This window comes from Vibrio taketomensis, from assembly GCF_009938165.1.
GTDB lineage: Bacteria > Pseudomonadota > Gammaproteobacteria > Enterobacterales > Vibrionaceae > Vibrio > Vibrio taketomensis.
This window is the reverse complement of record NZ_AP019649.1, coordinates 396,700-410,566: the sequence shown is the minus strand read 5'-3', so window position 1 is coordinate 410,566 and position 13,867 is coordinate 396,700. Positions and strand designations below refer to the sequence as shown.

The following is a 13,867-nucleotide window of genomic DNA, read 5'->3' as shown; positions in this document are numbered from 1 at the left end:
TTAAAGCATGTTTTTATCAACGTTTTTTAGTGTATTATTGCGTTATTAAAGCAGATAAAAAGACCTGATAGGTCCTAACCTCAGCCGGAATTACCATGGATTTTAAAGCTATCCAAACGCTTACTGCCAATGACATGGCAAAAGTGAACGAAACAATCCAAGCACAGCTAAACTCTGATGTGTCGCTAATTAACCAATTAGGCTTCTATATCGTCAGTGGTGGTGGCAAGCGCATACGTCCACTTCTAGCGGTACTTTCAGCGCGTGCGCTTGGCTATCAAGGTGAGCACCATACAACTGCAGCCGCATTTATTGAATTTATTCACACCGCTACTCTGTTACACGACGATGTTGTGGATGAATCTGATATGCGTCGTGGTAAAGCGACAGCAAATGCCGCATTTGGTAATGCAGCTAGCGTATTAGTTGGTGACTTTATCTACACTCGCTCTTTTCAAATGATGACCGAACTCGGTTCGATGAAAATTTTGAAACTAATGAGTGATGCGGTAAACGTAATCGCCGAAGGTGAAGTATTGCAATTGATGAACTGCAATGACCCAAATACCACTGAAGCAAGCTATATGCAGGTGATTTACTCAAAAACCGCACGTCTCTTTGAAGCAGCCACACAGATCGGTGCCATCCTGACTGACTCTTCAGTCGATGTAGAGTTGGCAATGCAAAACTACGGTAAATACCTTGGTACCGCATTCCAACTGATCGATGACGTGATGGATTACACTGCTGATGGTGAAGAAATGGGTAAAAATGTCGGTGATGACCTTGCAGAAGGCAAACCAACGCTACCGCTTCTACATGCGATGCAGCATGGCAACGCCGAACAAGCAGCAATGATCCGCGAAGCGATCGAAAAAGCCAATGGCATGGATCGTTTAGAAGAGATCTTGAGTTGCATGGATCAAACAGGATCTTTAGATTACACCCGTAATAAAGCAATAGAAGAAGCAGACAAAGCCATCGCTGAGCTTGCTGTTCTACCGGAGTCCGATTACAAGCAAGCGTTAATTACCTTGGCTCATCTTGCCGTTCATCGTAGCAAATAGTTTTAACGATACTGAAAAGGGTAAGCTTATGCTTACCCTTTTTTCTATCTCTATTACCTATCTATTATCGCTAGTAATACTTATCGCAGCCCAAATGCAACTGGGGATCATCAATAATCTCTTCAATTCCCACTGCAAACTGCTCATGACTGTTTTGGTTTTCAATCAAAATAGATTGAGTCATTTCATCAATCACTAACACCTTGCCGCTGCCTTGGGCACTCTCTAGCATCATGCCTCGCTTAACCTCTGATAGCTGCATAACTCACCTCCTAATCACCACAGTGATTACGGATAAGTGTAGTGAAGGATCAAAAAAGCCGACACAAGGGTCGGCTTTCAGTCATCAATGATGATTCGGTCTTACTTAACGAAATCAACACCAACTTGAATGTCACCGTTAAGTGTTTCTAGCATACCGTCTAGCGCTGCTTTCTCGAAATCACTCAGTGCACCATAAGGTAGAACGGCTTCAACGCCATCTTTACCAAGTTTCACAGGCTGTGCGAAGTATGGAGCATGTTCGCCCTCACCTTCTACGTAAGCACACTCAATAACACCTTCTTCACCTTGAAGAGCGCGCACCAATGCTAAACCAAAGCGGCAAGCTGCTTGGCCCATTGAAAGTGTTGCAGAACCGCCACCCGCTTTTGCTTCTACAACTTCAGTTCCTGCGTTTTGAATACGCTTGGTAAGTGCAGCCACTTCTTCATCAGTGAACTCTACACCTTCAACCTGAGACAGTAGCGGCAGAATCGTTACACCTGAGTGACCACCAATCACAGGTACACGAACAGCACCTGGATCTTTATCCTTTAGTTCGGCGACAAATGTCTCTGAACGAATTACGTCTAGCGTGGTGACGCCGAATAGCTTACGTTTGTCATATACACCTGCTTTTTTCAATACTTCAGCCGCAATTGGCACTGTTGTATTTACTGGGTTAGTGATAATACCCACACATGCTTTTGGACAAACTACTGCAATTTTTTCAGCCAACGATTTAACGATGCCAGCATTAACATTGAAAAGATCCGCACGATCCATACCCGGTTTACGAGCAACACCTGCAGAAATCAAAACAACATCTGCACCCTCTAGCGCTGGGGTTGGATCCTCACCTGCAAAACCTTTGATCGTTACTGGTGTCGGTATATGACTTAGATCCGCTGCAACGCCTGGGGTGACTGGAGCGATATCGTAAAGTGCAAGGTCTGAACCTGCTGGAAGGCGATTTTTAAGTAGTAGGGCCAATGCTTGTCCGATGCCACCAGCGGCACCAATTACAGCTACTTTCATCGTTTGTTCTCCTTGAGATGTTCTCTCTATTATATTTTGGTAGGGTAATATGAAATTGGATTACCACCCAAGCTATAGCAATTAAAGTCGAATTACAATTATTTAACTTCATTCTTGCGAGACTGCGCATATCGCATTTTACGTGCTACATGATTAAGCAATACTACCACGATAACCCTTTATTTCTACAGTGATTAAGAGCAATAGAGGCACCACATAATTACGCTATTTTGCCCACTCTTATCTGAACTATTTGAACTTGGTAACTGGAAAAAAATGCATGTTTATGCGAAAATATGCACTTATATCATGTTACGAGCGATACAAATCACTATGCGTCATACAGAAAAACAAGATAATCTCGTGCGCGCTTTTAAAGCGTTACTAAAAGAAGAACGTTTTGGTTCACAAGGCGATATCGTCGAAGCACTTAAAAATGAAGGTTTTGAAAACATAAACCAATCAAAAGTTTCTCGTATGCTGACCAAATTTGGGGCGGTAAGAACACGCAATGCGAAAATGGAAATGGTTTACTGCCTACCCGCTGAGCTTGGTGTTCCGACAGTTTCTAGCTCCCTACGTGAACTAGTATTAGATATTGATTACAACAATGCATTAGTTGTGATTCATACAGGCCCCGGCGCCGCTCAGTTGATCGCCCGTCTACTTGATTCACTAGGCAAATCTGAAGGTATTCTTGGCGTCGTTGCTGGTGACGACACCATCTTTATTACTCCTACTTTAAATATCACAACAAAACAATTGTTTGATTCTGTTTGTGAGCTGTTTGAGTACGCAGGTTAACCCCACCTAAAACGCAGAATTTAGACCAATCACACCTTATTTTAGGTGTGATTTATTTCAACAACTTAACTAAAACCTTTCCATTCACTCAATTTTATATAATTTATTGAATAGAATAGGATTTCTAAAAAACTCTCCTCGATACACACCAATAACAAATAGTTGTATTTACCAATAATTTTAACAATTATGTAATTATCTATGGTTTTTGGTATGATATCGTCACTTTTTCAATCAACTTGATGAAAAAGATGCCGTTTCCAACATAGGAGACTCCTTTAGCGTCTAAACTTGCTAAGGGATAAAAACGATTAAGGAAGGGATCTAATGGCATTTAAAAAACTGATTCACGTTGGCGCAATTGCCGCCGCTGTTATGGGTGCAGGGGCTGTTAACGCTCAAGAGTTTATTACCATTGGTACAGGTTCAGTGACTGGTGTTTACTATCCTACTGGTGGTGCTATCTGTAAGCTGGTCAATAAAGGTCGTAAAGAACACAACATTCGCTGTTCAGTAGAATCAACCGGCGGTTCAATATACAACGTTAATACCATCCGTGCGGGTGAGCTTGACTTTGGTATTGTTCAATCAGACTGGCAATACCACGGCTATAACGGCACCAGTAAATTTGAAGCACAAGGTCCTTACAAAGACTTGCGCGCCGTTTTCTCTTTACATACCGAGCCTTTCAATATTATTGCTCGCTCTGACTCCGGTATCGAAAACGTGGCTGATTTAGCCGGCAAACGAGTTAACATTGGTAACCCAGGCTCAGGTGACCGTGCGACAATGGGTGTCGTGATGGACGCGATGGGGTGGACTAACGATAGCTTTAAACTCGCTTCTGAGCTGAAGGGCTCTGAACGTTCACAAGCATTATGTGACAACAAAATTGATGCGTTTGTTTACGTTGTCGGTCATCCAAACGGTTCAATCAAAGAAGCCACGACTTCTTGTGATGCCAAACTGATCCCAGCAACTGGCGAAGCAATCGAAAAGATCGTTGCAGACAATCCTTATTACGCCTTTAGCACGGTACCTGCTGGCATGTACCGTGGCACAGAGCAAGACGTAAACAGCTTTGGTGTCGCGGCCACCATGGTCACTACAACAAACGTCTCTGACGAAATCGCATACAACGTAGCAAAAGCGGTGTTTGAAAACTTTGACACCTTCAAACGTTTGCATCCTGCCTTTGCTAACCTCAAAAAAGAAGACATGGTTCAAGCCGGTCTTTCCATTCCTCTCCACCCTGGTGCAGAGAAATACTACAGAGAAGTTGGTCTAATCAAGTAACAGACCATTCTGCTTAGATGGTAAGGAATCTTCTCCTTACCATCTTTCATTTTTTACCTCCGACTTATTTATCTGGTTTCAATATTGAAACCTAAGCCTATTTTTATCTGAATATTCTTAAGCTTTATCACCCAGCGTCTACACTGGTGATAGCAACTAATTCGAGAGACCAAAAACGACCCAATATAACAAGGATAACCTCCATGACGCAGACGACTACACCATCACAAGATGTACAGGATATGGTAGCCCAAGCCGATACGGGTGCACGTTCACCGAAGGGGATTTCGGGACGCATTTTATGGTTTGTTCCACTTTGTTGGTCATTATTCCAACTTTGGTACGCATCGCCACTGCCATTTATTTTTAATTTTGGTGTTCTTAATGACACCGAGGCGCGTGCAATTCATCTAACATTTGCTACTTTCTTAGCATTTACCGCCTACCCAGCCCTGAAAAACTCACCACGAGATCGCATTCCTCTTGTTGATTGGCTATTAGCCTTAGCTGCGAGTTTTTCGGCTGCTTACATCTACATTTTCTATACCGAACTTGCCGAACGTTCTGGCGCTCCAACGCAAGTCGATATCATTATTTCAGTAACGGGGATGCTGTTACTGCTTGAAGCGACCCGCCGTGCCTTAGGTCCACCATTGATGGTAGTTGCTGCCGTATTTTTGCTCTATACCTTTGCTGGCCCGCATATGCCGGATGTTATTGCCCACAAAGGAGCTAGTTTGAACAAGGCGATGTCTCATCTTTGGCTAACCACAGAAGGGGTATTTGGCGTTGCACTTGGTGTATCGACCTCGTTCGTTTTCTTATTTGTACTATTTGGTGCCATGCTAGAACGCGCTGGCGCTGGGGCATACTTTATCAAAGTCGCCTTTTCATTACTCGGTCATATGAAAGGTGGACCAGCCAAGGCGGCTGTTGTTGCTTCAGGTCTCTCAGGCTTAGTCTCTGGTTCTTCAATCGCCAATGTGGTGACCACAGGCACTTTCACTATTCCACTGATGAAACGAGTTGGCTTCCCGGGTACCAAAGCAGGCGCCGTAGAGGTCGCCGCTTCTACAAATGGGCAATTAACACCACCGATTATGGGTGCAGCTGCCTTTTTAATGGTCGAATACGTTGGTATTTCTTATGTTGAAGTGATTAAAGCCGCACTATTACCTGCTCTTATTTCCTATATCGCGCTCATCTATATTGTTCACTTAGAAGCATGCAAGGCGGGAATGACAGGGCTACCTCGCCGCCATAACCCAACCCTATTGCAAAATTTGCTGTCATTTACTGGCACTATTCTTGGTCTTACTATCACAAGTGCCGTGGTTTATTACGGTATCGGCTGGACCAAAGATGTATTTGGTGCTGCTGCAACCCCAATTGTTACCGTTGCAGTATTAATCGCTTATCTCGTGCTATTGAAGATCTCCGCCAATTACATGCATGAAGGTGACATCACCATCGATGCCGAGTTAACTGAAGTTCCAGACCCAGGTCCAACGGTGAAATCCGGCCTGCACTACTTATTGCCGATCATTGTTCTGGTATGGTGTCTTACTGTGGAGCGCTTTTCTCCCGGCTTATCCGCATTTTGGGCTACCGTATTTATGATCTTTATTTTGATCACTCAACGTCCACTACTCGCTTTGATGGCTAAATCTGGCGACGTTATTGAACAAACCAAAATTGGTTTTATTGACTTAGCTGAAAGCTTGGTCAACGGTGCACGCAATATGATTGGCATTGGGGTAGCGACTGCGGCGGCTGGTACCGTGGTAGGTGTCGTTACGTTAACCGGTATCGGCTTGGTGATGACGGAATTTGTGGAGTTCATTTCAGGCGGTAACGTGATGCTGATGTTGATCTTTACTGCCGTGATCAGCCTTATCCTTGGTATGGGGTTGCCCACTACTGCAAACTACATTGTCGTCTCAACGCTGATGGCACCGGTAATCGTAACACTTGGTGCGCAACATGGATTGATCATTCCATTAATTGCCGTCCATCTATTCGTGTTCTATTTCGGTATATTAGCCGATGATACACCTCCCGTCGGTTTAGCGGCCTTTGCTGCGGCTGCTATTGCAAAATCCGATCCTATTCGCACCGGTATTCAGGGTTTTACCTACGATATACGTACTGCCATTTTGCCATTTATGTTTATTTTCAATACTCAGTTACTGATGATAGGCATTGATTCTTGGTGGCATCTTACTCTTACCGTAATCTCATCCATCATCGCAATGTTGTTGTTCTCTGCAGCAACTCAAGGGTGGTGGTTAACTCGCAATAAATGGTGGGAAACAATATTGCTGTTAGTGCTCACATTCTCATTCTTCCGTCCTGGTTTTTGGTGGGACATGATTTACCCAGCCAAAGAACTATCGCCAGGAACCGAGATTGCACAAGTGATTGAAACATTGAATGTCGGACAGGCGATAGAACTGCGCGTCGCGGGAGAAAATCTGGAAGGCGACATGGTAGAAAAAACCGTGCGCCTACCTTTTGCCGATGATGCAACCACAGCAGAAGAACGCATTAGCTCAACCGGATTGATGTTAATCGAAGATCAAGGTCGCATGATTGTCGATATGGTCGAATTTGGCAGCCCAGCAGAGGCGGCTGGCATTGATTTTGACTGGCAAATCCAATCGATCGTACAAGATGCGAATCGACCAATGAAAGAGTGGGTATTCCTACCCTGCTTATTGTTAGTGATTGCGCTCGGTGCGAATCAGAGAAGACGCGCGCGTAATACTTTGCCAGTTGCTTAACGTTAACTCATCACAAATAGAGAAATCCGATGTATCAACAAATTCTTGTGCCTGTCGATTTAAATGAAAATGGTTTTGCAGACCGAGCGCTGGAGCTCGCTATTTGGCATGCAACGCAATCTGGAGCTGAACTACATTTACTGACAGTATTGCCAGGCATCCACTCTTCGATGGTAGCGAGTTATTTTCCTAAAGATGCGACATTACAGATGAAACGCGATGTCAAAACGCAGTTAAGTCAATTTGCTCAAACACATATAAACCAACAAGTCGCCTATCACACTCATGTTGCTGAAGGAAAAGCCTATAAGACCATTATTAAGTATGCCGAGTCGCTTAAGGCAGATTTAATCATCATGCCAAGCCATAAACGTTCAAAGCTAAACAAAACCTTACTTGGTTCAGTGGCCAGCAAAGTGGTTGAGTCTTCACCCATCAATGTACTGGTGGTGAAACCACAAGGCTAATCAAACTTAAAAGGCGCTGTAATACAGCGCCTGTTTAATAGTTACAACCTATCAAAATGATAATTTCAAGCCATTATCTTTATTAACTTATGGGGAATAATCAAATCATAATTACAGACTAATGAAATTTGATTATGAAGAAGACACTTACATTCGCCAGCATTCACTTTACTATCGCCTTTACTGTCGCTTATCTGCTTACTGGTGACATTATTATTGGTAGCATGATTGCAATGCTTGAACCAAGTGTGAATACCGTGGCCTTCTATTTTCATGAACTGGTTTGGAGTCGAGTTTCCGCATTACAGAACATTGCGCAAAACCCGAAAATAAAAACCACCAGCTTTGCGATCGTTCATTTTAGCGTGGCCTTTGGTGTCGTTTATCTATTGACCGGTGATGCGTTTGTCGGGGGCATCATGGCAGCCATCGAGCCAACCATTAATACTTGTGCCTACTACTTCCATGAAAAACGATGGATATCAAAGCAACAACGCTCAATGAACCTAGCTTGTGCACACTGATAATCTTTCTCAGTCACCAAGAATTTTAGACAGGATAGTGCTTCACGCAGAATTGTTCACACAGCGCGACTTGATAGTTCTGTTTTTGCCCATCCAGACTCACTTCCAATTGATATAGGTGATCTGAATTTGGCGCATTGAGATCGTAGTAAATAGGGGCTTCAACCTGAAATAATGCACTGGAGTGATTGTCTCGCACGTCAATCGGCAATTGATAAGCCATGCCATTGAACTTCACCATCGCGGACACCAACCCTGGTGAGTAGGTGGTGTAATAGAGATCCACTTTAAACTCACAACCGCCACCATGATGCCAGATCTGCTCCGTAGCGATATAATCTAAACGCACATGACGAATAAACTGCAAATAAGGTACTCGCCAAATCCCCATTCGTTGATCATGAAGTTGCACTTCCCCGAGTGCGCAAACCTGATCATGCTCTGCTTCGTCCAACAACCAATCATCATCAGGATGTAAGAATAGAATTTCGAAGCGGTTACGGCCGAGTTGCAAGTATGGGAGGATATCTTTTTTATACACGCTTTGGCTACCATCGCAGTCAAATACTGCTACACCGTTAACACGCACTTCCGCATGATAATCCACTCCACCAATAACAAGATCGACGGCAGCAAATCCCAACATAGATTGATCTACATCGATATCGTGCATTAAGTGCCACTCTTGGGCGGCGATATCTTGTTCAGAAAGGGAAGTCGGTAGAATTCGGCTTAGAGGCGCAGGAAAAGTCACATCATCCTGAGGAATAGATAAGTCAGTCAGTGGCGATAACTGCCAAAGACCTGCGAGAGAGAGTTCCATGTTATACAAACTTGCGCTAGATCAATATTGGCATGAGTATAATCAATCGTTTTGAATATGCAATCTACACAATAAACAAAAATACCAGCGCTTGGCTGGTATTTTCTAAAACTGATTCGACAAAAAATTAGTAATCTTCGTCGTCTTCTTCATCTTCGTCAGAGAACAGCGCATCTTCACCTTCGTAGTAAGTGCCCCACCCGTCATAGATGATGTCGTACTTCTCTGCTAGGTGAACAAGTTTCTCTACTTGTGCATCGATAGCTTCAGCATTTAGTACTGATTCCATCGTTGCATCACAACAAAGAAGTTTGTTGCCGTCTTCATCTTCTGTCTCTTCCGCTTCTAGGACTTCAAAGCCCATTTTGAACGCTTCAACGACGGCTTTTTCTAGCGTATCGAAATCTTCAGCGAAAAGGTGATGCTCAATCTCGTATAACGCATCTGGATCACTGCCATCTTCTAGCAATGCTTGGATAATATCGCGAGTCTCTTCCTTTTGAATCTCAATTAATTCTTCTACTGATAGATATTCATCTTCGTGAGACATAGTTGTGCTCCAGAGTGTAATAACAATAATGACGATTTCTCGCGACGAAATATCGCACGGTTCAACAAAAAATACTACCTAGAATCGCCGCTTGATATGATCTTTCTTACCATCTTAGCATTTGACCATGGGCTCTCACGGTAAAATCAAAGATAAAACGCTTTTATTCACCACACGCCAATTTAGAACAATCTATTGCCTCAGTAGAAACTCGCTCTTCCTACTCCCTGAGTGGTTATAAATGTACTTTGCATAACTAGGCGTTCGTCATCAATACCATCAAAAACTGAAGATCTCAGCATCACAAACAAAGGCTGGGTTATGTCTGTCATTTCAACTTCGATTCAACAACATCGATACGAATAAGTACCCGATAGTTTGACTGCCAATCCCCACAAAGCTTAGTGATAACACTCTTTAGATAAGGCTTATTTTTAGCATGAATCACTACATATTCGCCATTTCATTACTATTCACTTATAAAAACACACTTGCATCTTTTTGTTAACATTGTCATAAATAGTTTAAGACTTAACGTAAGGATACGAAATGAGTAAGTTGTATATAGGCTCTGAAGTTGGACAGTTAAAACGAGTGCTGCTACATCGACCTGAGCGCGCCCTAACCCATCTCACCCCATCTAACTGCCACGATTTGCTATTTGATGACGTATTGGCAGTGGAAGCGGCTGGTGAAGAACACGATATTTTTGCCAATACTTTAAGGGGGCAAGATGTTGAAGTCTTACTACTACATGACCTCCTTGTAGAAACCTTGGCAATTCCAGACGCGCGAGAGTGGCTGCTCAACACTCAAATTTCCGATTTCCGTTATGGGCCGATGTTTGCTCGTGATTTTCGCCATTACCTATCAGAAATGGACAACGAGCATTTAGCTTGTGTTTTACTCGGTGGCTTGGCTTATTCAGAGCTGCCATTTAAATCAGCGTCCATACTTCCCAAGTTAAACCGCGCACTTGATTTTGCCATTGAGCCACTACCTAACCATCTGTTTACGCGTGATACTTCATGCTGGGTTTATGGCGGCGTTTCCCTCAACCCAATGATGATGCCTGCGCGCCAGCGAGAGACTAATCATCTTCGTGCAATCTACCATTGGCACCCGACTTTTGCAGGACAAGATTTCATCAAATATTTTGGTAACGAAGATCTACATTACGACAATGCCACGATTGAAGGTGGCGATGTGTTAGTCATTGGTAAAGGGGCTGTATTAATGGCGATTTCTGAGCGCTCCACCCCGCAAGGCGTCGAGAATCTAGCTGCGCAACTGTTTAAACATGGCCAAGCGTCGCAAGTCATTGTAACTGAGCTACCAAAAAACCGAGCCTGCATGCATCTTGATACCGTCATGACTCACATGGATGTAGATACATTCTCGCTCTACCCTGAAATCGTCCACAAAGACATTAACACATGGTGCTTAACGCCGAAGAACGATCAACAAATGCATATTGAGCAAACCAATGATCTTATGGGCTCGATTGAGAAAGCGTTGGGATTGGATGCGCTAAAAATTATCACCACTGGTGGTGACAGTTATGAAGCCGAACGAGAACAATGGAACGACGCCAATAATGTCTTAACCGTCAAACCCGGTGTGGTAATCGGCTATGAACGTAACGTTTATACCAATGAAAAATATGACAAGGCAGGCATCACTGTATTACCTATTCCAGGTAATGAACTCGGTCGAGGGCGCGGTGGTGCGCGTTGTATGAGTTGCCCAATAGAAAGGGATGACATTTAAGTTTAAGGTGCAGCGCTTGAAGAAACGAGTACAAGAGTTGAGAGACGATAATCTAGAACTAAGAATGAAGCTGTAGAGCTGCTAAAAATAATAAGGCTGACGTCATTTCGTCAGCCTTATTAATAAAATAGAGCGTTAAAGAAAGTCGTTTTCTGTACTCGAAACGAAGTGCTCTCGCCCAGAAAATCAAAGCGTTAACTACTCGGTACCACCTACGGTGATGGAATCAAGTTTAAGTGTTGGCTGACCAACACCAACCGGCACACTTTGACCTGCTTTACCGCACACACCAACGCCACGGTCGATACTCAAGTCATTACCGACCATCGATACCTGCTGCATCGCTTCAATACCAGAGCCAATTAACGTCGCGCCTTTGACTGGGCGAGTGATCTTGCCGTCTTCAATTAAGTAAGCTTCTGAAGTCGAGAACACAAACTTACCAGAAGTGATATCTACCTGACCACCACCAAAGTTTGGTGCGTACAAGCCTTTCTTCACTGTTGAGATGATCTCTTCTGGCGTATGCTCACCCGGCAACATATAAGTATTCGTCATACGTGGCATAGGAAGATGCGCATAAGATTCACGACGACCATTACCTGTTGGCGCAACGCCCATAAGGCGTGCATTTAACTTATCTTGCATGTAGCCTTTCAGTACGCCATTTTCGATCAGCATATTGTATTGACCAGCCACGCCCTCATCATCCACGTTGAGTGAACCACGAAGATCTTTCAACGTGCCATCATCCACAATCGTACAATGCTTAGATGTCACTTGCTCACCAACACGGCCACTAAATACTGAAGATTCTTTACGGTTAAAGTCGCCTTCTAAGCCATGGCCGACTGCTTCATGGAGCAATACACCAGGCCAACCAGAACCTAACACAACTGGCATTGCACCTGCAGGCGCTGCATCCGCGTCTAAATTCACTAACGCCATGCGAATCGCTTCATCCGCATATTGATAAGCAATCTGTTGGCCTTGTTCTGAAGTCAGGAAGTAATCATAGCTAAAACGACCACCGCCACCAGCACTACCACGTTCACGACGGTCACCACGTTGTGCAAGTACTGTAATCGATAGACGAACTAATGGACGAATATCACCAGCATAAGTGCCATCAGTTGCGGCAACCAACATCTGCTCATGCACACCACTTAAACTGATAGAAACTTCTTGAATTAACGGCTCTTTGGTACGGATATAAGCATCGAGTTCTTTCAGGAGAGCGGTTTTTTGCTGTTTCTCCCAACACTGAAGAGGGTTAACAGCCGCATAGTAAGCTTGATTATCCGTACGTTTAAACGCCTGAACTTTGCCATTTTGACCTTGCTGAGCAATACCGCGCGCCGCAATTGCGCTTTGCTTTAAACCATCAAGCTGAATTTGGTCTGAGTAGGCAAAACCTGTTTTTTCACCGGTAACCGCACGTACACCCAAGCCGCAATCAATATTAAATGAACCATCTTTAATAATACTATCTTCGAGTACCAACGACTCATGCCAGCTGGATTGAAAATAGATATCAGCGTAGTCAATCTGACGCGTCGCAATACTCTCTAGAGTCGCTGCGATATCCTGCTCGGTGAGACCTGCAGGTTTTAGAAGGGCTTCTTCTACGTGATTAATGGTCATATTTCGCTCTTATTGTTTAATTCGATTATCAAAACGATTGTGCTGCATAACTGGCATAGTCGTCCTGATCTCTGAAACTGTTGTTAAGTCTATATCCACTAACAAATTACTTGGCTCTGTCCCAAGACTAGCAACGACTTCTCCCCAAGGAGAAATCACCATTGAGTGACCCCATGTTTGGCGTCCCCCTTGATGAAATCCAGTCTGATTAACCGCAACAATCCATGATTGAGTTTCAATCGCTCGTGCGGTAAGTAATGGTTGCCAATGAATTCGCCCCGTCACGGCTGTAAATGCAGCCGGTACGACGATCACATTCGCCCCACGCTTTGCCAGTTCTGTATAGAGCTGAGGGAATCGCACATCATAGCAAATACTCAACCCTAAATGAGCAAAAGGCGTCTCAACCGTCACGATTTCTTTGCCTGGCAAAAACGTCTCGGACTCGCGATAACGTTGATGACTATCTGCGACATCCACATCAAACATGTGTAACTTGTCGTAACTGGCGACCAATTGCCCGTCATTATCAAAAACCAATAATGTCGTCGTCACGCCATTTTCCCTTTGAATGGGGAAACTTCCGACGACCAGCCAAACACGGTGCCTTTTAGCCATTGTCGATAGCTGTAATTGTATCGAACCTATGGCTTGCCTTTCAGCATGCGTGTGATAATCACCGCGCGAGCCAAACACTAATGCATTTTCAGGAAGGACAATCCAAGTCGCACCTTGTTCTGCCAATGCTCCAACTTGCTGCTCGATATAAGCTAAATTCTCTTCAGGATTTGCCCCTGAGTTCATTTGTACTAAGCCAACTCTATCCATGAGTTAACCTCC

13 protein-coding genes are annotated in these 13,867 nt (G+C 43.9%); 7 read left to right on the top strand and 6 right to left on the bottom strand.

The features are described from left to right. Nucleotides 1-95 precede the first annotated feature (95 nt). Nucleotides 96-1,067 (top strand): octaprenyl diphosphate synthase, encoded by a 972-nt coding sequence (ispB, locus tag Vt282_RS02035; protein ID WP_162062423.1) that lies wholly within the window; start codon nt 96-98, stop codon nt 1,065-1,067. 70 nt (nt 1,068-1,137) lie between these two features. Here ispB and Vt282_RS02030 read toward each other — a convergent pair whose 3' ends face one another. Both Vt282_RS02030 and mdh read right to left on the bottom strand, forming a co-directional pair. Beyond that, the gene (locus Vt282_RS02030; protein WP_162062422.1) at nt 1,138-1,329 is read right to left on the bottom strand and encodes a hypothetical protein; all 192 of its coding nucleotides are present in this window, start codon (nt 1,327-1,329) and stop codon (nt 1,138-1,140) included. Nucleotides 1,330-1,430: 101 nt separating this feature from the next. Beyond that, nucleotides 1,431-2,366 (bottom strand): malate dehydrogenase, encoded by a 936-nt coding sequence (mdh, locus tag Vt282_RS02025; protein WP_162047199.1) that lies wholly within the window; start codon nt 2,364-2,366, stop codon nt 1,431-1,433. Nucleotides 2,367-2,699: 333 nt separating this feature from the next. On the opposite strand from mdh, the gene argR reads away from it, so the two are divergent. From argR to Vt282_RS02000, 5 genes are all read left to right on the top strand, one after another. Then, complete coding sequence (gene argR, locus Vt282_RS02020; RefSeq protein WP_162047610.1) at nt 2,700-3,170, top strand: transcriptional regulator ArgR; 471 nt, start codon at nt 2,700-2,702, stop codon at nt 3,168-3,170. Nucleotides 3,171-3,497: 327 nt separating this feature from the next. Beyond that, nucleotides 3,498-4,466, top strand: coding sequence for a TAXI family TRAP transporter solute-binding subunit (locus Vt282_RS02015; protein WP_162047200.1), 969 nt, complete (start codon nt 3,498-3,500; stop codon nt 4,464-4,466). 203 nt (nt 4,467-4,669) lie between these two features. Continuing rightward, nucleotides 4,670-7,249 (top strand): TRAP transporter permease, encoded by a 2,580-nt coding sequence (locus tag Vt282_RS02010; RefSeq protein WP_162062421.1) that lies wholly within the window; start codon nt 4,670-4,672, stop codon nt 7,247-7,249. A 29-nt stretch (nt 7,250-7,278) separates the two neighbouring features. Then, complete coding sequence (locus tag Vt282_RS02005; RefSeq protein ID WP_162062420.1) at nt 7,279-7,716, top strand: universal stress protein; 438 nt, start codon at nt 7,279-7,281, stop codon at nt 7,714-7,716. Between the two features lie 134 nt (nt 7,717-7,850). After that, on the top strand, nt 7,851-8,240 hold the full coding sequence (locus Vt282_RS02000) for a DUF2061 domain-containing protein (RefSeq protein WP_162062419.1): 390 nt from the start codon (nt 7,851-7,853) through the stop codon (nt 8,238-8,240). A 25-nt stretch (nt 8,241-8,265) separates the two neighbouring features. Here Vt282_RS02000 and Vt282_RS01995 read toward each other — a convergent pair whose 3' ends face one another. Next, nucleotides 8,266-9,063, bottom strand: coding sequence for a glycosyl hydrolase 2 galactose-binding domain-containing protein (locus tag Vt282_RS01995; RefSeq protein WP_162062418.1), 798 nt, complete (start codon nt 9,061-9,063; stop codon nt 8,266-8,268). A gap of 127 nt (nt 9,064-9,190) precedes the next feature. Beyond that, nucleotides 9,191-9,613, bottom strand: a complete 423-nt coding sequence (gene rraB, locus Vt282_RS01990) for a ribonuclease E inhibitor RraB (protein WP_162047204.1) — start codon at nt 9,611-9,613, stop codon at nt 9,191-9,193. A 549-nt stretch (nt 9,614-10,162) separates the two neighbouring features. Between rraB and arcA the strand changes: the two genes are divergently transcribed. Continuing rightward, nucleotides 10,163-11,383, top strand: coding sequence for an arginine deiminase (gene arcA / locus Vt282_RS01985; protein ID WP_162062417.1), 1,221 nt, complete (start codon nt 10,163-10,165; stop codon nt 11,381-11,383). Nucleotides 11,384-11,581: 198 nt separating this feature from the next. Here arcA and tldD read toward each other — a convergent pair whose 3' ends face one another. Both tldD and Vt282_RS01975 read right to left on the bottom strand, forming a co-directional pair. Next, nucleotides 11,582-13,027: a metalloprotease TldD gene (gene tldD / locus Vt282_RS01980; RefSeq protein ID WP_162047205.1), complete on the bottom strand. Its 1,446-nt coding sequence runs from the start codon at nt 13,025-13,027 to the stop codon at nt 11,582-11,584. Nucleotides 13,028-13,036: 9 nt separating this feature from the next. Continuing rightward, the gene (locus Vt282_RS01975; RefSeq protein ID WP_162062416.1) at nt 13,037-13,855 is read right to left on the bottom strand and encodes a carbon-nitrogen hydrolase family protein; all 819 of its coding nucleotides are present in this window, start codon (nt 13,853-13,855) and stop codon (nt 13,037-13,039) included. Nucleotides 13,856-13,867: the final 12 nt, after the last annotated feature.

Coding starts and splice junctions, on each gene's coding strand:
- ispB (WP_162062423.1), top strand. CDS start 96: ATGGATTTTAAAGCTATCCAAACGCTTACTGCCAATGACATGGCAAAA.
- tldD (WP_162047205.1), bottom strand. CDS start 13,027: ATGACCATTAATCACGTAGAAGAAGCCCTTCTAAAACCTGCAGGTCTC.
- Vt282_RS01975 (WP_162062416.1), bottom strand. CDS start 13,855: ATGGATAGAGTTGGCTTAGTACAAATGAACTCAGGGGCAAATCCTGAA.
- Vt282_RS02005 (WP_162062420.1), top strand. CDS start 7,279: ATGTATCAACAAATTCTTGTGCCTGTCGATTTAAATGAAAATGGTTTT.
- Vt282_RS02030 (WP_162062422.1), bottom strand. CDS start 1,329: ATGCAGCTATCAGAGGTTAAGCGAGGCATGATGCTAGAGAGTGCCCAA.
- mdh (WP_162047199.1), bottom strand. CDS start 2,366: ATGAAAGTAGCTGTAATTGGTGCCGCTGGTGGCATCGGACAAGCATTG.
- Vt282_RS02000 (WP_162062419.1), top strand. CDS start 7,851: ATGAAGAAGACACTTACATTCGCCAGCATTCACTTTACTATCGCCTTT.
- Vt282_RS02015 (WP_162047200.1), top strand. CDS start 3,498: ATGGCATTTAAAAAACTGATTCACGTTGGCGCAATTGCCGCCGCTGTT.
- argR (WP_162047610.1), top strand. CDS start 2,700: ATGCGTCATACAGAAAAACAAGATAATCTCGTGCGCGCTTTTAAAGCG.
- Vt282_RS01995 (WP_162062418.1), bottom strand. CDS start 9,063: ATGGAACTCTCTCTCGCAGGTCTTTGGCAGTTATCGCCACTGACTGAC.
- arcA (WP_162062417.1), top strand. CDS start 10,163: ATGAGTAAGTTGTATATAGGCTCTGAAGTTGGACAGTTAAAACGAGTG.
- Vt282_RS02010 (WP_162062421.1), top strand. CDS start 4,670: ATGACGCAGACGACTACACCATCACAAGATGTACAGGATATGGTAGCC.
- rraB (WP_162047204.1), bottom strand. CDS start 9,613: ATGTCTCACGAAGATGAATATCTATCAGTAGAAGAATTAATTGAGATT.